General features: G+C 63.4%; 20 protein-coding genes and 1 pseudogene. 5 read left to right on the top strand and 16 right to left on the bottom strand.

What is annotated here, in order from left to right; genetic code table 11:
* Positions 1 to 12: 12 nt before the first annotated feature.
* Both sdhC and C8D04_RS08075 read right to left on the bottom strand, forming a co-directional pair.
* On the bottom strand, positions 13 to 447 hold the full coding sequence (sdhC, locus tag C8D04_RS08080) for a succinate dehydrogenase, cytochrome b556 subunit (protein WP_116004373.1): 435 nt from the start codon (positions 445 to 447) through the stop codon (positions 13 to 15).
* Positions 448 to 594: 147 nt separating this feature from the next.
* The gene (locus C8D04_RS08075; RefSeq protein ID WP_116006096.1) at positions 595 to 1,383 is read right to left on the bottom strand and encodes a GntR family transcriptional regulator; all 789 of its coding nucleotides are present in this window, start codon (positions 1,381 to 1,383) and stop codon (positions 595 to 597) included.
* A gap of 215 nt (positions 1,384 to 1,598) precedes the next feature.
* On the opposite strand from C8D04_RS08075, the gene C8D04_RS08070 reads away from it, so the two are divergent.
* The 4 genes from C8D04_RS08070 to acnB all read left to right on the top strand — a co-directional run bounded on the left by C8D04_RS08070 (position 1,599) and on the right by acnB (position 6,976).
* Complete coding sequence (locus C8D04_RS08070) at positions 1,599 to 2,585, top strand: malate dehydrogenase (protein ID WP_116004372.1); 987 nt, start codon at positions 1,599 to 1,601, stop codon at positions 2,583 to 2,585.
* Between the two features lie 78 nt (positions 2,586 to 2,663).
* Positions 2,664 to 3,662, top strand: coding sequence for an aldolase/citrate lyase family protein (locus C8D04_RS08065; RefSeq protein WP_116006095.1), 999 nt, complete (start codon positions 2,664 to 2,666; stop codon positions 3,660 to 3,662).
* Positions 3,663 to 3,690: 28 nt separating this feature from the next.
* The gene (locus C8D04_RS08060; RefSeq protein ID WP_116004371.1) at positions 3,691 to 4,320 is read left to right on the top strand and encodes a hypothetical protein; all 630 of its coding nucleotides are present in this window, start codon (positions 3,691 to 3,693) and stop codon (positions 4,318 to 4,320) included.
* 70 nt (positions 4,321 to 4,390) lie between these two features.
* The gene (gene acnB / locus C8D04_RS08055; RefSeq protein ID WP_116004370.1) at positions 4,391 to 6,976 is read left to right on the top strand and encodes a bifunctional aconitate hydratase 2/2-methylisocitrate dehydratase; all 2,586 of its coding nucleotides are present in this window, start codon (positions 4,391 to 4,393) and stop codon (positions 6,974 to 6,976) included.
* Positions 6,977 to 7,079: 103 nt separating this feature from the next.
* Here acnB and C8D04_RS08050 read toward each other — a convergent pair whose 3' ends face one another.
* The 13 genes and pseudogenes from C8D04_RS08050 to C8D04_RS07990 all read right to left on the bottom strand — a co-directional run bounded on the left by C8D04_RS08050 (position 7,080) and on the right by C8D04_RS07990 (position 17,158).
* A complete protein-coding gene (locus tag C8D04_RS08050; protein WP_116004369.1) occupies positions 7,080 to 7,712 on the bottom strand; it encodes a DUF5610 domain-containing protein in 633 nt (210 codons plus the stop codon).
* 320 nt (positions 7,713 to 8,032) lie between these two features.
* Positions 8,033 to 9,397: a tRNA 5-hydroxyuridine modification protein YegQ gene (gene yegQ, locus C8D04_RS08045; protein WP_116004368.1), complete on the bottom strand. Its 1,365-nt coding sequence runs from the start codon at positions 9,395 to 9,397 to the stop codon at positions 8,033 to 8,035.
* Between the two features lie 71 nt (positions 9,398 to 9,468).
* A pseudogene (gene tolA, locus C8D04_RS08040) lies at positions 9,469 to 10,388 on the bottom strand (cell envelope integrity protein TolA).
* Between the two features lie 28 nt (positions 10,389 to 10,416).
* Complete coding sequence (locus tag C8D04_RS08035) at positions 10,417 to 10,839, bottom strand: ExbD/TolR family protein (RefSeq protein WP_116004366.1); 423 nt, start codon at positions 10,837 to 10,839, stop codon at positions 10,417 to 10,419.
* A gap of 17 nt (positions 10,840 to 10,856) precedes the next feature.
* A complete protein-coding gene (tolQ, locus tag C8D04_RS08030; protein ID WP_116004365.1) occupies positions 10,857 to 11,561 on the bottom strand; it encodes a protein TolQ in 705 nt (234 codons plus the stop codon).
* Positions 11,558 to 11,974: a tol-pal system-associated acyl-CoA thioesterase gene (ybgC, locus tag C8D04_RS08025; RefSeq protein WP_116004364.1), complete on the bottom strand. Its 417-nt coding sequence runs from the start codon at positions 11,972 to 11,974 to the stop codon at positions 11,558 to 11,560. Before ybgC ends, tolQ begins: the two co-directional genes overlap by 4 nt.
* A 2-nt stretch (positions 11,975 to 11,976) precedes the next feature.
* Positions 11,977 to 13,161, bottom strand: coding sequence for a pyridoxal phosphate-dependent aminotransferase (locus C8D04_RS08020; protein ID WP_116004363.1), 1,185 nt, complete (start codon positions 13,159 to 13,161; stop codon positions 11,977 to 11,979).
* Between the two features lie 78 nt (positions 13,162 to 13,239).
* Positions 13,240 to 13,767, bottom strand: coding sequence for a transcription antitermination factor NusB (gene nusB, locus C8D04_RS08015; RefSeq protein WP_116004362.1), 528 nt, complete (start codon positions 13,765 to 13,767; stop codon positions 13,240 to 13,242).
* Entirely contained in the window at positions 13,764 to 14,228 is a 465-nt protein-coding gene (gene ribH, locus C8D04_RS08010; protein WP_116004361.1) for a 6,7-dimethyl-8-ribityllumazine synthase, read from the bottom strand. The genes nusB and ribH overlap by 4 nt, the downstream gene beginning before the upstream one ends.
* Positions 14,229 to 14,239: 11 nt before the next feature.
* Positions 14,240 to 15,361 (bottom strand): bifunctional 3,4-dihydroxy-2-butanone-4-phosphate synthase/GTP cyclohydrolase II, encoded by a 1,122-nt coding sequence (gene ribBA / locus C8D04_RS08005; protein ID WP_116004360.1) that lies wholly within the window; start codon positions 15,359 to 15,361, stop codon positions 14,240 to 14,242.
* 227 nt (positions 15,362 to 15,588) lie between these two features.
* The gene (locus C8D04_RS08000; RefSeq protein WP_116006094.1) at positions 15,589 to 15,882 is read right to left on the bottom strand and encodes a 2Fe-2S iron-sulfur cluster-binding protein; all 294 of its coding nucleotides are present in this window, start codon (positions 15,880 to 15,882) and stop codon (positions 15,589 to 15,591) included.
* 5 nt (positions 15,883 to 15,887) lie between these two features.
* Positions 15,888 to 16,502 (bottom strand): DUF938 domain-containing protein, encoded by a 615-nt coding sequence (locus tag C8D04_RS07995; RefSeq protein ID WP_233521143.1) that lies wholly within the window; start codon positions 16,500 to 16,502, stop codon positions 15,888 to 15,890.
* Positions 16,503 to 16,879: 377 nt separating this feature from the next.
* A complete protein-coding gene (locus C8D04_RS07990; RefSeq protein ID WP_116004358.1) occupies positions 16,880 to 17,158 on the bottom strand; it encodes a DUF427 domain-containing protein in 279 nt (92 codons plus the stop codon).
* A 171-nt stretch (positions 17,159 to 17,329) separates the two neighbouring features.
* Here C8D04_RS07990 and C8D04_RS07985 point away from each other — a divergent pair, with 171 nt between their 5' ends.
* Positions 17,330 to 18,241 carry an aminotransferase class IV gene (locus tag C8D04_RS07985; RefSeq protein ID WP_116006093.1) on the top strand — a complete coding sequence of 304 codons (912 nt, stop codon included), beginning with the start codon at positions 17,330 to 17,332 and terminating at the stop codon, positions 18,239 to 18,241.
* A gap of 221 nt (positions 18,242 to 18,462) precedes the next feature.
* Here C8D04_RS07985 and C8D04_RS07980 read toward each other — a convergent pair whose 3' ends face one another.
* On the bottom strand, positions 18,463 to 19,347 hold the full coding sequence (locus tag C8D04_RS07980; protein ID WP_116004357.1) for an NUDIX hydrolase: 885 nt from the start codon (positions 19,345 to 19,347) through the stop codon (positions 18,463 to 18,465).
* Positions 19,348 to 19,477 lie beyond the last annotated feature (130 nt).

Genomic DNA, 19,477 nt, shown 5'->3' with positions numbered 1-19,477 from the left:
CGCGGGGTTGAATCAGTACAGACCGAAGAGTTTTGCGCCCAAGACCAGCGTCAGGAAGATGCTGACCACCAGGGTGAAAATGGCGGAGGACTTGCCGAATTGTTTGTTCACGGCTTCGTGGCTGACGTCCATCCACAGGTGGCGCATGCCCGCAATCATGTGGTGCAGGTAGCCCCACATGATGCCCAGCACCACCAGCTTGAGAAACCACCCGGGTACAAAACCCACGCCAGTGCCGAAGGCGGACTTGAAGCGCGCAAATGAATACTCGGAAGATACGGAGGTGTCAAACAGCCAGATCACCAGCGGCAGCAGCAAGAACAGGATGGCTCCGCTCGCTCGGTGCAGGATGGAGACCCAGGCGGCAGCCGTCATGCGGTAGGTCGTCAGGTCCTTGAAGGCGTTGATGTTGCGGAATTCAGGCCGCTTTTTGGCTAGCTCGGTCATGGCAAGTGCTTTCGTGGAGGTAACTGCTTTGTAATTTTGAGCGCAAGGAGAACCCAAAATTCTATTGCAATGCAGCAAGGCATCATTTGATGCAGGTGGTATTTTCTGTTTTTTTCGGCATTGCGTGCCAATGTGGGGCTGTTATCTTCAGTTCAGTTCGTTGTGGTAGTGGTGGGTGTCTGTGCGGTAAAGACCGCGCCGTAACTCCATGGGAACATCGTTGTAAGTGTAAGCAATGCGCTCGACGCTTAGCAGGGGCGTTGCCGGGGTGACTTGCAGTCGTTTGGCTTGTTCGTCGTCCGGTAGCACGGCGCGAATTTTTTCTTCGGCACGCACCATGCGAACGCCAAAATCCAACTCCAGCATGGCGTAGGTGGGGCCGGGGTAGTTGGCCATCTGCGTTGCCGTTAGACCTTTGAAAGCCTGGCCTGGGAGCCATATCTCTTCAAGAATGGTGGGGACCCCGCTGAACGACAGGATACGGCGTGCCTGCACCATGGGGTCGCCCGTGCGCAGGCCCAGCGCACGGGCGACCTCGGCGCTGGCGCGTACCCGCTTGCAGTCAATGATGAGGCGCTCTGCAGGGCCCTCCACGCTGGCGTCTCCGCTGTCGGGCATCAGCTTGAGAAACCGGTACTGCACATGTTGCTCGGCATGGGTGGACACGAAGGTGCCCTTGCCCTGGCGGCGCGTGACCAGGTTCTCGGCAGCCAGCTCGTCGATGGCCTTGCGAACCGTGCCCTGACTGACTTTGAAGCGGGCTGCCAATTCCATTTCGCTGGGAATGGCTTCGCCGGGCTTCCACTCGCCTGCCTGCAGGCTTTGCAGGATCAGGCCCTTGATTTGCTGGTAGAGCGGGCTGAACGCTGGCGCCGGCAAGCCGACCGGCTGCAGCGGATCCGGGAAGTCAGTGGCGGAAAGCGGTAGTGAAGACATGGTGCATGGAGGTGCGCGAACGGGTGGTGCAAAGCAAAAGCCGGGCGCCGCATGGTGCTCAATCATATCTTATATAAGACATAAGACAAATTGACGCAGTGCGGAAAACGGCAGTAAAATCCCGCCCTGTTCGCGGAGCACGTGTTGCTGATAACAGGCGCAGGTGGCAACCGCTGCACTCTCCCCTGTTTCCTTCACTTCCTGGAGTTCTCACCATGAGCAAAAAGCCCGTTCGCGTAGCCGTTACCGGCGCCGCAGGCCAAATCGGCTACGCCCTTCTGTTTCGCATCGCTTCGGGCGAAATGCTGGGCAAGGATCAGCCTGTCATCCTGCAGTTGCTCGAAGTACCCGTGGACGGACCGCAGAAGGCACTCAAGGGCGTAATGATGGAGCTCGACGACTGCGCCTTCCCGCTGCTCGTCGAGATGACTGCCCATAGCGACCCCATGACCGCCTTCAAGGACGCCGACTACGCACTGCTGGTCGGTTCGCGTCCCCGCGGTCCCGGCATGGAGCGTGCCGAGCTGCTGGCCGTCAACGGCGCCATTTTTACGGCACAGGGCAAGGCCCTCAACGCCGTTGCCAGCCGCAACGTCAAGGTGCTGGTGGTGGGCAACCCCGCCAATACCAACGCCTACATCGCCATGAAGTCGGCCCCTGATCTGCCGCGCAAGAACTTCACCGCCATGCTGCGCCTGGACCACAACCGCGCTGCCAGCCAGATTGCCGCCAAGACCGGCAAGCCCGTGGCCGACATCGAAAAGCTGACTGTCTGGGGCAACCACTCGCCCACGATGTACGCCGACTACCGCTTTGCCACCATCAATGGTGAGAGCGTTGCCCAGATGATCAACGACCAGGAATGGAACGCCAACGTGTTCCTGCCCACGGTCGGCAAGCGTGGCGCCGCCATCATTGAAGCGCGCGGCCTGTCGTCGGCTGCCTCGGCTGCCAACGCCGCCATCGACCACATGCGCGACTGGGCCCTGGGCACCAACGGCAAGTGGGTCACCATGGGCATCCCATCGGACGGCCAGTACGGCATCCCGAAGGACACCATGTTCGGCTTCCCCGTGACCTGCGAAAACGGCGAATACAAGATCGTCGAAGGCCTGGAAATCGATGCCTTCTCGCAAGAGCGCATCAACAAGACGCTGGAAGAACTGCAAGGCGAGCAGGACGGCGTGAAGCACCTGCTTTAAGCGCCCATGAGCGATGCTGGGTCTCCCCAAGCCGTGATCGCCCCTCTCGGGGGCGGCGCAGCGCACGCAGTGAAACGCATGGGGGGTGCCTCGCATCCGCGCGACATCCTGTTGGGTGCCCAGGCCGCAGCAGGTTTGCTGCCGGTCTGTGACCATTACAGCGGTGCCCCAGCGCGGATGCGCAAAAGCCTGCAACTGCAGGCTGAAATGACACAAGAGTTTGGCGCCTGCGTCTTTGATGTGACGCTGGATTGCGAAGATGGCGCCCCCGTGGGCGCCGAGGTCGAACATGCCACTCTCGTCGTGGCGCTGGCCTGTGAAGCGGCGCCCGGCGCCCGGGTTGCGGCGCGTGTGCATGCGGTGGATCATCCGGCTTTTGCCAGCGACATGGCTACCATCGCCGGTCAGGCGGGCCACCGTTTGTGCCACATCATGCTACCCAAGGTCGAGTCGATCGACGATGTGCTGCAGGCCGAGCGCGCACTTGAGCGTGCAGGGGCTGCGCATCTGCCGCTCCACGCCCTCATCGAATCCCCTGGCGCGGTTCACCGCGCCTTTGACATTGCTGCCCACCCGCGTGTGCAGAGCCTGAGCTTTGGCTTGATGGACTTCGTGTCGGCCCATGGAGGCGCCATTCCGGCATCGGCGATGACGTCGGCAGGGCAGTTTGATCACCCGCTGGTGGTGCGGGCCAAGCTGGAAATCGCCTCCGCCTGCCATGCCCATGGCAAGGTGCCTTCACATTGCGTGGTGACGGAATTCACGGACATGTCCGCCATGCAGTCCGCAGCCCGCCGCGCTGCGCGCGAGCTGGGCTACACCCGCATGTGGAGCATCCATCCGGCGCAGATCAGGCCTATCCTTGAAGCGCTGTCGCCTGCCCAGGACGAGGTGCAGGAGGCTTCCCGCATCATTGCTGCCGCCGCTGAGGCAGACTGGGCGCCCATCAGTGCGGATGGCGTTCTGCACGACCGCGCGAGCTACCGGTATTTCTGGCAGGTGCTGGAACGTGCACACCAGACTGGGCGAAGTCTGCCGCATGCGGTACAACACTGGTTTGCATCGTCGCATTGCTGAACCTTTTTCCTCACGCTGGAGCCACATCATGAAAACACTGCTCGCCTCTGCACTCATCGCCTTGGTACCTTCTCTGGTTCTGGCCCAGGCAGCCCCGGCTGCCAAATCAGCGCCCAAGTCATCAATCAAGTCATCGACCAAGGCTGCAACAGAGACCAAGACCAAGTCCGTCGCCAAAAAGGCATCCGCCAAAGGCAGCACCAAAACCACGGTGGCCAAGGTCGAGCCGCCCAGCAGCCGCGTGCAGCTGCGCAGCGCGACGAGTCAAGTCGCCAGTGGTCTGATCGCTGCGCGCACGGCAATGTCTCCTGAAGAGCTGGCTATTGCACAGCGCGTTTATGTTGGCCAGATCGCCTGTGAGCTGGGGGCTACGGTCAGTGTTACGGCAGACACCGAAGCGCCGGGCCACTTCCACGTGGGCGGCAAAGGCTTCAAGTACCACATGGTTCCGGTGGTTACGTCGACCGGCACGGTGCGCCTGGAAGACCAGGCTGGCGGCGCAGTGTGGCTGCAGATCGCCAACAAATCCATGCTGATGGACCAGAAGCGTGGTCAGCGCCTGGCCGACGAATGCATGAGCCCGGAACAGACCGTGGTGGCCGAAGCCATCAAGAAAACCCCCCCGCCCAGCTTGTTCGAAGCAAAAACTACCAAGTAATTGCCCGCAGCGGGCTGTGAAAGCCTTGCCCCTCGTTTGAAAAGATAGAAGTAACCGGAGAAAGAAGTAAATGTTGCAAGCCTACCGTGACCATGTGGCCGAGCGCGCAGCGCTGGGTATTCCGCCGCTGCCCCTGACCGCCAAGCAAACCGGCGAACTGGTCGAGTTGCTCAAGAACCCGCCGGCAGGCGAAGAAACCACGCTGGTCGAGCTGATCACCCACCGCGTGCCTGCAGGCGTGGATGATGCCGCCAAGGTCAAGGCCAGCTACCTGGCCGCCGTGGCCCACGGTACCGAGAAATGCTCGCTCATCAGCCGTGCGCAAGCCACCGAGTTGCTGGGCACCATGCTGGGTGGATACAACCTCACGCCGCTGATCGACCTGCTGGACGATGCTGCCGTGGCAGGTGTTGCCGCTGAGGCGCTGAAAAAGACGCTGCTGATGTTCGACCAGTTCCACGACGTCAAGGAAAAGGCCGATAAGGGCAATGCCTTTGCCAAGGCTGTGGTGCAAAGCTGGGCGGATGCCGAATGGTTCACCAGCCGCCCTGAAGTGCCCAAGAGCATTACGCTCACCGTGCTCAAGGTCACGGGCGAGACCAACACCGACGACCTCTCCCCCGCACCCGACGCCTGGAGCCGCCCTGACATCCCGCTGCATGCGCTGGCCATGCTCAAGAACAAGCGCGACGGCATCACGCCCGAGGAAGACGGCAAACGCGGCCCGGTGAAGTTCATCGAAGACCTGCGCGCCAAGGGCCATCTCGTGGCCTATGTCGGCGACGTGGTCGGCACGGGTTCGAGCCGCAAGTCGGCCACCAACAGCGTGCTGTGGTTTACCGGCGAAGACATCCCCTTTGTGCCCAACAAGCGCTTTGGCGGCGTCTGCCTTGGGTCAAAGATTGCCCCCATCTTCTACAACACCATGGAAGACGCGGGCGCGCTGCCCATCGAGCTCGACGTGAGCCAGATGAACATGGGCGACACCATCGAACTGCGTCCCTACGAAGGCAAGGCCTTAAAGGACGGCAAAGTGATTGCCGAGTTCGAGGTCAAGAGCGACGTGCTGTTCGACGAAGTGCGCGCCGGTGGCCGTATCCCGCTGATCATCGGTCGTGGCCTGACCGCCAAGGCACGCGAGGCGCTGGGGCTGGCTGCTTCCACTTTGTTCCGCCTACCACAAGTGCCCAAGAGCCATGGCAAGGGCTTTACCCTGGCGCAGAAGATGGTGGGCCGCGCCTGCGGCCTGCCTGAAGGCCAGGGCGTGCTGCCCGGCACCTACTGCGAACCCAAGATGACCTCGGTCGGCTCGCAGGACACCACCGGCCCGATGACGCGCGACGAGCTCAAAGACCTCGCCTGCCTGGGTTTCAGCGCCGACCTGGTGATGCAGTCGTTCTGCCACACGGCCGCTTATCCCAAGCCCGTGGACGTGAAGATGCACCATGAGTTGCCCGAGTTCATCAGCAACCGTGGCGGCATCTCGCTCAAGCCCGGCGACGGCATCATCCACAGCTGGCTCAACCGCATGCTGCTGCCCGACACCGTCGGCACGGGTGGTGACAGCCACACGCGCTTCCCCGTGGGCATCAGCTTCCCCGCAGGCTCTGGCCTGGTGGCCTTTGCCGCCGCTACCGGCGTCATGCCGCTCGACATGCCCGAATCGGTGCTGGTGCGCTTCAAGGGCCAGATGCAGCCCGGCGTGACGCTGCGCGACCTGGTGCATGCGATTCCGCTCTATGCCATCAAGGCGGGTTTGCTCACCGTAGCCAAGCAAGGCAAGAAGAACATCTTCTCGGGCCGTATCGTTGAAATCGAAGGTCTGCCCGATCTGAAGGTGGAGCAGGCTTTTGAGTTGTCGGATGCCTCGGCCGAGCGCTCGGCTGCCGGTTGCACGGTGCGCCTGAACAAGGCCCCCGTGATCGAGTACCTGAACTCGAACATCGTGCTGCTCAAGAACATGATCGCCCAAGGCTACGAAGATGCGCGCACCATCCGTCGGCGCATCCAGGGCATGGAAGCCTGGCTGGCCAACCCACAGCTGCTGGCACCCGATGCCGACGCTGAATACGCTGCCGTGATCGAGATCGACCTGGCCGAAATCACCGAGCCTATCGTTTGCTGCCCGAACGACCCGGACGACGCCAAGACCCTGTCCGACGTGGCGGGGGCCAAGATCGACGAAGTGTTCATCGGCTCGTGCATGACCAACATCGGTCACTTCCGCGCAGCCTCCAAGCTGCTCGAAGGCAAGAAGGACATGCCGGTCAAGCTCTGGATGGCACCGCCCACCAAGATGGATGCGCAGCAGCTCACCGAAGAAGGCCACTACGGCGTCTTCGGCGCCGCTGGTGCCCGCATGGAGATGCCCGGCTGCTCGCTGTGCATGGGCAACCAGGCGCAGGTGAAAGAGGGCGCCACGGTCATGTCCACCAGCACCCGTAACTTCCCCAACCGCCTGGGCAAGAACACCAATGTGTACCTGGGCTCGGCCGAACTGTCGGCGATTGCTTCCAAGCTGGGCCGCATCCCGACCAAGGCCGAATACCTGGCCGACATGGGGGTGATCAAGCAAAGCAGCGATCAGATTTACCAGTACCTGAACTTTGACCAGATCGAGGAATACTCTGACGTGGCCAAGGGTGTCGACGCTTGAAGCGTTCAGTCTTGACATGAAAAAACCCGCTTTGAGCGGGTTTTTTTTGGCGGATGCTGGCGCCGCTGGACGGCATTGCCGCTCGATGGGCGGCCTGCAGCGCTCAGGCTGCTGCGCTGGAACCATCGGGGGCAGAGGGTTCTGTGGCCGGACGGGGGCCGAGTTTGGAAGCCAGAAAATCGTCATACCCCTGCATGACCAGTGCGTACGTTTTGTTGATGCCTTGCTCAACCGGGCTGTCCTCCCCGAGCACGCCCAGGCCGCCGAGGATGTCCCGTGCTTCGCCAAAGCCACGCTCAAAACCGCCCCGGATCAGGTCGACAAAATCGCGTGCCATGGTTTCCGCATCTTTGTCCTTGTTTTTGGGCTGTGCGGCATAAGCATCGTAGAAAGCCGTAGACAGAGAAAGAATGCGCCCGGCAGTGGCCTCGGGCGAGCCGTCCGGCGCATCCTTGCCGCCGATGGCGTTCGGCCCCAGCTCAGGTTCCAGGTATTCGTTAATGCGATCAATGGCCGTGCGGTAAAGCAGTGCCAGTGAAGAGTCGCCCGACTGGATCGATACGTCCATCGATGCCTGCAGAATCTGCACGTTCTGCTGCTGGCGCAGGTTGGGTTTGCCATCGGGCGCCTTGGTGCCCCGGGCTTCCTCGGTGGGCGTGGTACGGTGGGTGCGCGCGGCCTCCTGGGCGGGCAGGGCCGATGTGGAGGGCATATTTCCGACGGAAGAAGTGGCCATGGCAGTCTCCTGGGCAGATTCAAGGGCGCGGCATATCTCCCTAAGTTATCGGCAGCCACCGGTAAAAGTTGAATCTGGGCGGAAAAGCAGGGTCTGTTCGGGCTTTAGAAATCCGCTGGTTGGTCGAACGGGCTGGCGGAGTTGGGGCGCATGCCATTTTGTTGGATTGATCACCGCACCCCGCTAAAAGAGTCGAGCGGGCTGAAAAAACAGGAGCTGCTTGCGCTTTACCAATAAGGGTTTCAGGTAATTTTCATATTGAAATCCAATGGATCCAAGCGCTGCAAGCTATATTTTCAATAGCTTGTAAAAAACATCTTTCACACCAACCGCGCAATCAGCGCCCCCTCGGCGGGCCCTTCGATTGGGATGCGCACGCGCAGCGGGCTGCCCGAGGCGACCTGCAGTGCTTCGCCGTCCAGGCTGCGCATCTGCGTGAGTTGCACGGTGCGGTTGCCGCTGGGGTGGACGATTTCCAGCCTGTCGCCTACGCCAAAGCGGTTCTTGGTTTCCACTTCGGCCCAGCCATCCTGCACGCTTTTCACTTCACCCACGAACTGGCTGCGCTGCGACTCGGAGCTGCCGGTTTCGTAGTTCTGGTAGTCGTTGGCCGGACGGCGCTCCAGGAATCCGGGGGTATAGCCCCGGTTGGACAGGCCTTCAAGCTCGGTGATGAGTTCGGGGTTGAAGGGGCGGCCCGCCACCGCGTCGTCGATGGCGCGGCGGTAGACCTGGGCGGCGCGTGAGACGTAGTACTGGCTCTTGGTGCGGCCTTCGATTTTGAGCGAATCGACGCCGATCTCGACCAGGCGCTGCACATGCTCGACGGCGCGCAGGTCCTTGCTGTTCATGATGTAGGTGCCGTGCTCATCTTCCATGATGGGCATGAGCTGGCCTGGGCGTTCTTTTTCTTCCAGCAGGTACACCTTGTCGGCCAGCGGGTGCCGCTCGCCACCGCCGCACGAGGCAAAGGCGGAGTTGTCGTCCTCCTGGGCCTTGTTGAAATTGAAGTCGCCCTCGATGCGCTGGGCCATGGCTTCGCCGGTGTTGGGGTCCACGGCGGCCTCTTGCGTGGCGTAGTTCCAGCGGCAGGCGTTGGTGCAGGTGCCCTGGTTGGGGTCGCGTCGGTTGAAGTAGCCCGACAGCAGGCAGCGGCCCGAATAGGCGATGCACAGGGCGCCGTGCACAAACACTTCCAGCTCCATGTCGGGGCATTCCTGGCGGATTTTCTCGATCTCGTCCAGGCTCAGTTCCCGCGAGAGGATGATGCGCGTCACGCCCACCTTCTGCCAGAACTTGACCGACATGAAGTTGGTCGTGTTGGCCTGTACCGAGAGGTGAATGGCCACTTCGGGCCATTTCTCGCGCACCATCATGATGAGGCCGGGGTCGGCCATGATGATGGCGTCCGGGCGCATGGCGATGATGGGCTCGATGTCACGCAGGTAGGTGCGTACCTTGTCGTTGTGCGGCAGCAGGTTGCTCGTCAAAAAGAATTTTTTGCCGCGTGCATGCGCTTCTTCGATGCCCGTCTGTATCTGTTCAATACGGAATTCGTTGTTGCGTGCGCGCAGGCTGTAGCGCGGCTGGCCGGCGTATACCGCGTCGGCACCGTAATCGTAGGCGGCGCGCATGCGGTCAAGCGTGCCGGCAGGCAGCAGGAGTTCGGGGCTTTTCAGGGTCATGGTGCGTGATTGTCGGGCAGTTGCCCCAGTGCGTGTGTGCGCACCGGCATTTGCACCCGGTGCGCACAGGGTCAGTCGCGCGGGCGGAATCCGATTTCCAGGGTGGCGGGCACTCTGCCGTCCACATCGCGGGGCAGGGTCTCGGTTTTTTGCAGGGCGCGCAGCACGGCGTCGTCCCAGCTCTTGTTGCCGCTCGATTCCTTCAGCCGGGTGCGGGTGATGGTGCCGTCGGGGGCGGCCTGTACCTCGACCACCGCGCGGGGGTTGCCGTCCAGGGCATCGGGATAGACGATGTTGGGTTTGACCTTGGCCGCTACCTTGCCGCCGTAACTGCCGGAGGGGCCGGAGTCGCGCAGGGCCGTGCCGCTGGCGTTGGCGCCGCCCGTGGCATTGGCCAGGCCCTGCATGCGGCGCAGGGTTTCCTGGCGGCGTTCTTCCGCAGCTTTTGCGCTGGCCTTTTCCAGGGCTTCTTTCTTGCGCTTGTCTTCGGCAAGGCGCTTTTGTTCCTTGTCGTGCTCAACTTTTTCCCGCTCGGCCGCCTTTTCCCGCTCGGCCTTTTCTTTGGCGAGCCGGTCTTTCTTGTCCTGCTCCTTGCGGGCCTGTTCCTTTTCGCGTTCTTCGTGTCTTTTCTTTTCGAGGGCCAGGCGTTTTTTCTCACGCTCCACCGCAATGTCGGCTTCCCGTGGATCGGGCTGCGGTTTGGGCGGCGGCTCCACCGCCTTGGGTGGTGGCGCGGGAGGCGGCTGCGGTGTGGGTGGCGTGGGGGGGGCGGTGGTGTGGGTGGTTCCTCGGCGCGTGGCGCAGCCTGCTGCGGCACGGCGGACCATAACTCGGCCACCACGGCAGGCTGGTCGCTGTCGCGCTTCCAGGCTACGCCCCAGGTGAGCGCGCCCACCAGCACCAGGTGCGCCAGCACGGCCAGCGCAATGGCGCGCCCACGGCCCGGGGGGCGGGGCGGGATGAATTGGTCGCGGTCGTCGTGGGCGTGCATGCAGTGGCTTGAATTCGGTGGCAGGCTCTCAGCCGCCTTGTTTGACGGACAGGCCCACGCGCTGCACTCCGGCCTTTTGCAGAGCGTCCATGGCTTTGACCACCGCTTCGTAGGGCACGCCCTTGTCCGCACTGATGACCACAGGCGTGTTGTCCGGCTGGTCTTTTTGCCATGCCTTGGCCAGCGTGCCCAGCGTCTGGGCCGTTACCGGGCGCTCGTTACCGCCGGTTTTGAGTTGAAAGCTGCCATCCTTCTGGACGATCACCTGCCCGAATGTTTTGGGCGCCTTGGCGCTCTTGCCCACGCTGGGCACGTCGATCATGCCCGGCGTCAGCATGGGCGCCGTCACCATGAAGATGATGAGCAGCACCAGCATCACGTCGATAAAGGGCACCATGTTGATCTCGTTGATGGTGCGGCGGCCGCGGCCGCGCGAGGCTGAAGCGGGCATGGTGGTCTTTGCCTCGGTCAGTGGCCCGTGCCTACAGGCGCCGGGTGTGCGCCCAGGTTGCGCTGCAGGATGTTGGAGAACTCTTCAATGAAGGTCTCCTGGTGGATGGCCACGCGGTCGATGTCGCGGGCAAAGCGGTTGTAAGCGATCACTGCGGGAATGGCCGCAAACAGGCCGATGGCCGTGGCCACCAGGGCCTCGGCAATGCCGGGCGCCACGGTGGACAGGGTGACCTGCTCCATGCCGGCAAAACCGGTGAAAGCGTGCATGATGCCCCACACCGTGCCAAACAGCCCCACATAGGGCGAGACGGAACCGACCGATGCAAGGAAGGACAGGCTGGACTCGACCACATCCATCTCGCGTTGAAAACTCGCCCGCATGGCGCGGCGTGCGCCGTCCAGCAGCGTGCCTGGGTCCTGGATGCGGCGTTCGCGCAGTTTTTGGTATTCGCGCATGCCGCTGGCAAAAATACGCTCCATGGGGCCGGTGTTTTTGGCGTTTTGCACGGCGCTGGCGTACAGGTCGTTCAGGCTGGTGCCGGACCAGAACTCGCGCTCGAAATCGTCGTTGAGCGCCTTCACCCGGTTGAGGCCAAACAGTTTGCGGAAGATGGCAGCCCAGCTGGCCACCGAAACGGCCAGCAGCAGCACCATGACGAGTTGCACCACCCAGCTGGCGTGCAGCACCAGGCTGATGATGGACATGTCTTGGGAGTTCATGAAAGTTGTTCCAGGAGGGAGCCGGGGATTCGGGCAGGGCGCATGGTGGCCGCGTCGACCCAGCCGATGCGGATGGTGGCTTCGCTCAAAAGAGTGGGCGGTTTGCCGTTCATGTGCTCTTGATTTAATAGCGCTTGCTGCGCCATTGTCAACGAGGCGCGGCCTTTGTCTTGCAAAACAGCAGTAACAATGAGTTCGTCGTCCAGGCGTGCCGGGCTGAAGTAGCGCAAGCGGGCATCGGTTACGACAAACATGCCGCCGGTTTGTTCCCGCAGGCGGTGCTGCGACAGCCCCAACGAGCGCAGCCATTCGGTGCGGGCGCGCTCAAAGAACTTGAGGTAGTTGGCATAGAACACGATGCCCCCGGCATCGGTGTCCTCCCAGTAGATGCGGACAGGGAAGATGAACGCCATGCTCAGCCTAACAGTGCGCGCATGCGCGCTACTGATTCTTGCAACTGCGCCATCGAATTGGCGGTGGAAAAGCGCACAAAACGCTGCGGGTCAAAGTTGCCGAAATCGCGTCCCGGCGTCACGGCCAGGTGGGCGCGGCGCATCAGTTCAAAGGCAAAGTCCCAGCTCCCCTCTACCCCCAGCTTGGCGCAGGCGCTGCTGCAGTCGGCCCAGGCGTAGAAGGCGCCATCGGGCAGCACGGGCACGCTCAATCCCAGGCGCTGCAGTTCGGGGATGAAGTAGTCGCGCCGGGCCTTGAACTCGGCGCGGCGGCGTTCGTATTCGGCAATGCTCTCGTCTTCGAAGCAGGCCAGCGCGGCGTGCTGCGAGATGGTCGAGGCGCAGATGAACAAGTTTTGCGCCAGACGCTCGACCACCGGCACCAAGGCCTCGGGCACCACCATCCAGCCCAGGCGCCAGCCGGTCATGTTGAAGTATTTGCTGAAGCTGTTGATACTGATGATGTTGTCGTCGATGGCCAGCGCCGTGTGGCTGAACTGCTCTTCGTAAGACAGGCCCAGATAGATCTCATCAATCAGCGTAATGCCGCCGCGCTCCTGCACCACGTTGTGGATACGGCGCAGCTCATCGGGTGCAATGGAGGTGCCTGTGGGGTTGGAGGGCGAGGCCAGCAGCACGCCCCGTGTTTTGTCGGTCCAGGCCGCGCGCACCTTGTCGGCAGTCAGCTGGAAGCGCTCCTCGGCCGTGGTGGGCACCAGCACCGCGGTGCCCTCGGCGGCGCTGACGAAGTGCCGGTTGCAGGGGTAGCTGGGGTCGGGCATGAGGATTTCGTCGCCCGCGTCCACCAGCGCCAGGCAGGCCAGCTGCAGCGCGGCCGAAGCCCCAGCAGTCACCACGATGCGCCGCGCCGGCACATTCACGCCAAAGCGTTGCTGGTACCAGCCGCTGATGCGCTCACGCAAGGCGTCGAGCCCCAGTGACTGCGTGTACTGCGTGGCACCGGCGGCAATGGCGCGCGCAGCGGCTTCTGCTACCTGCGGCGGCGCCGTGAAATCGGGCTCGCCAATGTTCAGAAAGATCATCGGCTCGCGCGTACCCGCCACCTCGCGTGCCATGGCCTGTGCGGCCTTGGCCACTTCCATTACGTAAAAGGGTTCGATGCGGCTGGCGCGGGTGGAGATTTTCATGGGGGAGTGTTCTGGCCCGTGGGTTGCGGGCTGCGGAGAAAAGACAGGGCGGGCGGGGGGCCCGCTGCGATCGTGCACTCAGCCGCGGGGTGTTGCGGCCTTGTCGGCGGCCACTTCGTCGGCACGCAGCTTCGGGGCCAGGCCGCCGAGCACGCCGTTGACGTACTTGTGACCGTCGGTGCCGCCAAATTCCTTGGCCAGTTCGATGCATTCATTGAGCACCACGCGCCAGGGTACGTCCAGGCAGTGCTGGAATTCGTACACACCCATCCACATCACGGCGTGCTCGATGGGCGAGATTTCGGTCATCTTGCGGTCGAGCAGCGGAGTGATGAGGGCGTCGAGTGCGACCGAGGTTTCGATGCAGCCGTGCAGGAGCGCGTCGTAATGCGCTGCATCGGCCTTGTGAAAGCCGGTCAGGTCGCGTGTGAAGGCGTCAATGGCGGCGGCCTCGTTGCGGCCCACCAGGTGCTGGTAGAGCGCTTGCAGCGCGAATTCGCGTGCGCGGCTGCGGTTGGATTTGGCCGAGGCCTTGCGCGCGCCGGTGCTGGTCACGCCGGGGCGCTTGGTGCGGGGGGCGGGCGCGTCGGGGGTGTGCTCGCTCATGACAGTTGGTCCAGCAGGTTGGCCATTTCTACCGCCACGTAGGCGGCGTCGCGGCCTTTTTCGGTCTGGCGGGCGATGGCTTGCTCCAGGTTCTCGGTGGTGAGAATGGCGTTGGCCACGGGCACCTGGTAATCCAGTGCGACGCGCGAAACACCCGCACCGGACTCGTTGGCCACCAGCTCGAAGTGGTAGGTCTCGCCGCGAATGATGCAGCCCAGGGCAATCAGGGCATCAAATTCGTCCTGCTCGGCCAGGGCTTGCAGCGCCATGGGCACTTCCAGCGCGCCGGGCACGAGCACATGGGTGATGTGCTTTTCCTGCACGCCCAGGTCGATCAGCGCCTTGCGGCAGGCCGTGGCCAGGGCGTTGGTGATGCCTTCGTTGAAGCGGGCCTGGACCATGCCGATGTGCAGTTTCTTGCCATCGAGCTTGTCCGCTGTTCCTTTGTCTGCGCCAAACATGGGTGTGGTTCCTATTCTTTCGGGATGTAACCGGTGATTTCGAGTCCGTAGCCCGCCATGCTGGGCATGCGGCGGGGCTGGCCCATGAGTTGCATCTTCTGCACACCGCATTCGCGCAGGATTTGCGCGCCCACGCCGTAGGTGCGCAGGTCCATGCGGCCGCGCTCGGGCGCCTGGGCAGCGCGGGCCGTACCTTCAAACTGTGCCAGCAACTGTGCAGCGCTTTCGCCGCAATTGAGCAGCACGGCAACGCCCTTGCCTTGCTGGTCGATGTACTGCAGGCTGGTGCCCAGGCCCCAGGAGTGCATGGAGCGGTTGACTTCCAGCGTGTCGAGTACCGACAGCGGCTCGTGCACGCGCACGGGGACGACGTCGTCGGCAGCCCATTGGCCTTTGACCAGCGCCAGGTGAACAGCCCCGCTGGGCTTGTCGCGGAAGGCGTGCGCGGTGAATGCACCGTAGGGGGTTTGCAGCGGGCGCTCGCCCACTTTTTCGACCAGCGACTCGGTGCGGCTGCGGTGTTCGATCAGGTCGGCAATGGTGCCGATCTTGATGCCGTGCTCGGCCGCGAACACCTGCAGGTCGGGCAGGCGCGCCATGGTGCCGTCGTCTTTCATGATCTCGCAGATCACGGCGGCGGGGCTGCAACCGGCCATGGCGGCCAGGTCGCAGCCGGCCTCGGTGTGGCCTGCGCGCATCAGCACGCCGCCGTCCACCGCCTGCAGCGGAAAGATATGGCCCGGCTGTACCAGGTCGTCGGCTTTGGTATTGCCCGCGACGGCCACCTGCACGGTGCGCGCGCGGTCGGCCGCCGAGATGCCGGTGGTTACGCCCTCGGCCGCCTCGATGGAGACCGTGAACGCGGTGCTGTACACCGTGCCGTTGCGCGTGGCCATGGGCGGGAGCTTGAGGAACTCGCAGCGCTCGCGGGTGAGCGTCAGGCAGATCAGGCCGCGGCCAAAGCGCGCCATGAAGTTGATGGCTTCGGGGGTGACATGGTCGGCGGCCAATACCAGGTCGCCTTCATTCTCGCGGTCTTCCTCGTCCACGAGGATGACCATGCGCCCGGCGCGCATCTCGGCAACGATGTCCTGTACCGGTGAGATGGAGGCGGGGGGGAGGGGGGTCTTCATGGGGGCTTTCTTCGATGGGCCGCAGGGGGGAGGGGTCAGCCTGCAACGCAGGTTCTCCGGTGCTGGCGCCCGGCGGGGGCAGAGCCCGCCGAGCGTCCCAAAGAACATGCGATGCGGCGCTGCCGCATGGTGGGCTGGTGTGCGCCGTTGCTGCACGCCAGTCCAAAGCGCTGATTTTAGTGCAGTGCGCCCTGGCCGTGCGCGGCAAACCCGGCGCGGTGGCGGGGTCAGATGGACGAACCCTCCAGCACCACGTCCGATGCGGGATAGGCCACGCAAGGCAAGACGCAACCTTCGGCGATCTCCTCAGGTGTCAGGCCGGGCCAGTCGATGGCATAGCGCACCTGGCCCTGGGCCAGATGACCGATGCAGGTGCGGCAGGTGCCATTGCGACAGGAACTGGGCCAGTCAATGCCGCCTTGCTCCAGTGAGAGCAACAGGGGTTGCTCGGGCCAAGCGTCGCATTGCTGGCCACTGGGTTCGACCGTGGCAATGAAGAAGGGGGTGGTTGCGGTGTTCATGGTGATCAAGGCTGGGGGGTATGCACCCACACCAGCAGCAGGTTGTTGGCAGGCAGGGCGTGGCGTGCGGCCAGGCGCAGGCCGGCCTGGGCGGCGACCTGCGCCACATCGTGCAGGCGGCGAATGCCCCAGTCCGGGTTGCGCTCACGCAGGCTGGCATCAAAAGCCAGGTTGCCGGGCGCGGTGGGCACGTCGTCTTCCAGATAGGGCCCGTAGGTGACGAGATGGCCGCCCGGCGCCAAGTGCCGCGCTGCGCCCTGCATCAGCCCGGCGCAGCAGGCCCAGGGCGCGATGTGCAGCATGTTGGCGCAGTACACCAGGTCGAACGGCGTGGCAAAGGCCGCCCCGCTGCTGGGCCATTGCGGCGCCAGTACATCCAGCAACACAGGCGTGCGCACGTTGTGCACCCCGGCATCGGCGCACCAGGCGGTGATCGAGTCCAAGTGCCCGGCTTGGGCGTCGCTGGGCTGCCAGGTCCAGCCCGGCAGGGCGGCGGCGAACCAGGCCGCATGCTGGCCGGTGCCGCTGGCCACCTCCAGCGCGCTGCCGGTGGCGGGCAGCAAGGCCTGCAGCACCTGCAGGATGGGCTGGCGGTTGCGTTCAGCGGCAGGGCTGTGCATCGGTATTTGCATGAAAAATGGCTATAACGCTTAAAGAATAAGCGCTGAAAGCTATCAATTTAATAGTTTGCAGGACGAACTGCAACGGAGGAAAAAACCATGTTGCAATTGCCTAAAAAAGAGGCGATGCAGGGATGTCCCTGAAAAATCAAGCACTTGGCGCGGCCATACAGCGCTTATCCGGATTTATCCACAGCATTGTCCAGCGGGTGCCGGGATAAGTGTGGGGCGTGTGGCAATGGCGTGCGTAAAAAAAGGGCAATCTACCGCAGTTCTTTGTAAATCAAGCACTTGCAAGCCCCATACAAGGCTTGCCAAAACTTATCCACATGATTGTCCAGTGCGGACAGGGATAACCCCCGCCACGCTCCATCGGCTCAGGCGACGGTCACGCCCTTCCAGAAGGCCACGCGACCGCGCACCATCTCGGCTTCGGGCTTGGGGTCTGCATAGGTCCAGGCGGCTTCGGGATTCATCTCACCATCCACGAGCAGCGAGAAATAGGTCGCCTGCCCTTTCCAGGGACACATGGTCTTGTGGTTGCTGAAGGTGAAGAAGTCGCGCCGGAGCGCGCTCTCGGGAAAGTAGTGGTTACCTTCGACCACGACGGTGTCATCGCTCTCGGCGACGACCACGCCGTTCCAAATAGCTTTCATGGCAGGGACTCCTGTGTGTTTCTGGGTAAAAATGGCTTCTATCGCTTATCAATTATGCGCTAATAGCTATAAAAATGATAGTAATTTGGGCCTGTGCTTGGGGCCTGCGCAGCCGCCATTGTCGGTGGTGTGGTTCTTTGCAGGGGGTTGTACCTGTCGGAGAATGGCCGCATGACTACCGTAACCCCCGATTATTCCCAAGGCGCTGCCTTTGTGCGCGGCCAGTACGTACCCATTGGCGAAGCTGCCATTCCCATCACCGACTGGGGTTTTCTGCGCTCCGATGCCGCGTATGACGTGGTGACGGTGTGGGATGGCGCCTTCTTTCGGCTCGACGCGCACCTGGAGCGGTTTCAGGCCAGTTGCGCGCGCTTTCGCCTGGATCCGGGCCTCTCGCCCGCGCAGATCACCGCCGTGCTGGAGCAGTGCGTGCGTCTCTCAGGCCTGCGCAGCAGTTATGTGGAGATGATCGTTACGCGCGGCCAGCCGCCGTGGGGCTCACGCGATCCGCGCCAGGCGATCAACCAGTTCTATGCCTTTGCCGTTCCCTATGTGTGGATCGCCAACGCCGAACAGCGCGAGAAGGGGTTGAACCTGGTGGTCAGCAATGTGCAACGCATTCCGGCCGCCAGTGTGGACCCGCGCGCCAAGAATTACCACTGGAACGACCTCACCATGGGGCTGCTGGGCGCGCTCGATGCCGGTGGCGACACGGTGGTGCTGACCGATGGCGCGGGCCATGTGGTCGAAGGGCCGGGCTTCAACCTGTTTTGCCTGAATGCGCAGGGCATGCTGGTGACCCCGGCCGAGGGAGTGCTCGAAGGCGTCACGCGCCGCACCGTGATCGAGATGGCGCAGGCGCTGCAACTCCCGCTGGAAGTGCGGGCGCTGCCCGTGGCCGAACTGCGCGCGGCGCGCGAGGTGTTTGCGACGTCGTCGGGCGGCGGACTGTTGCCCATCACGCAGGTGGATGGCCGGCCCGTGGGCAGTGGAACGGTGGGGCCTGTGACGCGGCAGCTGGTGCAGACGTATTGGGACTGGCACCGCGACCCGCGTTACAGCCGTCCCGTGCACTACTCGTAAACACCCTCATGATTCCATTTCTAAATCACCCGTGTCGTTGTTGCTTCGCCTTGTCGTGCTACAGCACTGCCCGCGGCTTTGCGCCTAGACACGAATGATTTGGAAACGGAATGAGCGGCTCTGTCGCTGCCCCCGGTACTGGCTGCGCTACGCAGGGGGAGCGATGCCCGCGCGGCGGGGCCCTGGACGCTGGTGGCGGGCGTCGTGGGGGTGTTTGGTGTTCAGTCGAACAGCGACTCAAATCCGCCTTCTGGCGCAAAACGCCGCGCCTGGTAGCGCAGCCGCGTGGGGCCGGGCAGGGCGCGTTCGGGTACCGAGTGGAGTGGGTCGCCGGGGTAGCAAATGGTGCGCAGGCCGTCTTGCTCAAACGCCTCGGGCAGGATGGTGGGCGGACGCTGGCCTTGTGCGGCCTGCAGCACGCTGTTTGCGCTGGCGTGGCGCGCCAGGTGGGCCAGGCTCATGATTTGGGGCGGCGCCAGGTCGATGCGGCCGTCGCGGTACTGCTCCAGCGCCGTGCGGGGTGCCACCCATACGCTCTCGGTGGTTTCCTCGTTGTCATGCAGGGCCGTCTGGCCTGCGGGCGCGAGGGCCACGAAGAACCGCGTGTCAAATCGCCGTGAGCTCACCGTGGGCGACAGGGGGGTGATCCAGCGCGACCACGGCGCCAGCTGGCGGGTCTGCAGGCGCAGTTGCAGGGCGGTCAGCATGTCGGCAAAGGGCATGCCGTCCCGCAGCATGGCGCGGGCGCGCAGGGCATCGAGGGCGCGGCCGGGGGCCGTGGGTTCGGCCAGCAGCAGGCCGCATTCCTCCAGGGCCTCGCGCAGTGCGGCCACGTGCAGGCCCGAGGCCGTGGCGGCGTCGGTGCCGGGCTCGGCCAGGCGGGTGTGCAGTGTGGCCGTGGGCTGGTCGAGCAAGCCGCCGCTGCCCAGGGTGCGGTCGGCCTCGTCGAGCTTGCCGCCCGGAAACACGTAAACACCGGCCATGTTGCTGGCCTGCGCATGGCGGCGCAGCAACAGCACTTCCATGCCCGCCGGGGCATCGCGCAGCAGCACCACGGTGGCGGAATCACGGGGCGTTTCAGGGGCGGTGGGGGTGGCGGGCTGCATGGCGGCTTTCAGGGCGGAAGGGGCGTGGGTCAGTCACGAAAGATACTCGTACGTATCATTCTGTCGCTTAAAGTGTGGCGTGTGGTGGCTGGCCCTGTCGGGTCGGCGACTGGATTTTCAAGACAACAAA

This window comes from Simplicispira sp. 125, assembly GCF_003096555.1.
GTDB lineage: Bacteria > Pseudomonadota > Gammaproteobacteria > Burkholderiales > Burkholderiaceae_C > Simplicispira.
The sequence above is the reverse complement of the archived record's forward strand: the minus strand, read 5'-3'. Positions and strand labels throughout refer to the sequence as shown.

What these genes read in the sequence shown, in the direction of transcription:
- yegQ (WP_116004368.1), bottom strand. Translation starts at nt 9,397, where the DNA reads ATGACCCTGAAAAGCCCCGAACTCCTGCTGCCTGCCGGCACGCTTGAC.
- sdhC (WP_116004373.1), bottom strand. Translation starts at nt 447, where the DNA reads ATGACCGAGCTAGCCAAAAAGCGGCCTGAATTCCGCAACATCAACGCC.
- C8D04_RS08070 (WP_116004372.1), top strand. Translation starts at nt 1,599, where the DNA reads ATGAGCAAAAAGCCCGTTCGCGTAGCCGTTACCGGCGCCGCAGGCCAA.
- C8D04_RS08020 (WP_116004363.1), bottom strand. Translation starts at nt 13,161, where the DNA reads ATGAAAATCTCCACCCGCGCCAGCCGCATCGAACCCTTTTACGTAATG.
- C8D04_RS08050 (WP_116004369.1), bottom strand. Translation starts at nt 7,712, where the DNA reads ATGGCCACTTCTTCCGTCGGAAATATGCCCTCCACATCGGCCCTGCCC.
- C8D04_RS08075 (WP_116006096.1), bottom strand. Translation starts at nt 1,383, where the DNA reads ATGTCTTCACTACCGCTTTCCGCCACTGACTTCCCGGATCCGCTGCAG.
- acnB (WP_116004370.1), top strand. Translation starts at nt 4,391, where the DNA reads ATGTTGCAAGCCTACCGTGACCATGTGGCCGAGCGCGCAGCGCTGGGT.
- C8D04_RS07995 (WP_233521143.1), bottom strand. Translation starts at nt 16,502, where the DNA reads ATGCACAGCCCTGCCGCTGAACGCAACCGCCAGCCCATCCTGCAGGTG.
- C8D04_RS08060 (WP_116004371.1), top strand. Translation starts at nt 3,691, where the DNA reads ATGAAAACACTGCTCGCCTCTGCACTCATCGCCTTGGTACCTTCTCTG.
- C8D04_RS07985 (WP_116006093.1), top strand. Translation starts at nt 17,330, where the DNA reads ATGACTACCGTAACCCCCGATTATTCCCAAGGCGCTGCCTTTGTGCGC.
- nusB (WP_116004362.1), bottom strand. Translation starts at nt 13,767, where the DNA reads ATGAGCGAGCACACCCCCGACGCGCCCGCCCCCCGCACCAAGCGCCCC.
- ybgC (WP_116004364.1), bottom strand. Translation starts at nt 11,974, where the DNA reads ATGGCGTTCATCTTCCCTGTCCGCATCTACTGGGAGGACACCGATGCC.
- C8D04_RS07980 (WP_116004357.1), bottom strand. Translation starts at nt 19,347, where the DNA reads ATGCAGCCCGCCACCCCCACCGCCCCTGAAACGCCCCGTGATTCCGCC.
- ribH (WP_116004361.1), bottom strand. Translation starts at nt 14,228, where the DNA reads ATGTTTGGCGCAGACAAAGGAACAGCGGACAAGCTCGATGGCAAGAAA.
- ribBA (WP_116004360.1), bottom strand. Translation starts at nt 15,361, where the DNA reads ATGAAGACCCCCCTCCCCCCCGCCTCCATCTCACCGGTACAGGACATC.
- C8D04_RS08000 (WP_116006094.1), bottom strand. Translation starts at nt 15,882, where the DNA reads ATGAACACCGCAACCACCCCCTTCTTCATTGCCACGGTCGAACCCAGT.
- C8D04_RS08035 (WP_116004366.1), bottom strand. Translation starts at nt 10,839, where the DNA reads ATGCCCGCTTCAGCCTCGCGCGGCCGCGGCCGCCGCACCATCAACGAG.
- C8D04_RS07990 (WP_116004358.1), bottom strand. Translation starts at nt 17,158, where the DNA reads ATGAAAGCTATTTGGAACGGCGTGGTCGTCGCCGAGAGCGATGACACC.
- tolQ (WP_116004365.1), bottom strand. Translation starts at nt 11,561, where the DNA reads ATGAACTCCCAAGACATGTCCATCATCAGCCTGGTGCTGCACGCCAGC.
- C8D04_RS08065 (WP_116006095.1), top strand. Translation starts at nt 2,664, where the DNA reads ATGGGGGGTGCCTCGCATCCGCGCGACATCCTGTTGGGTGCCCAGGCC.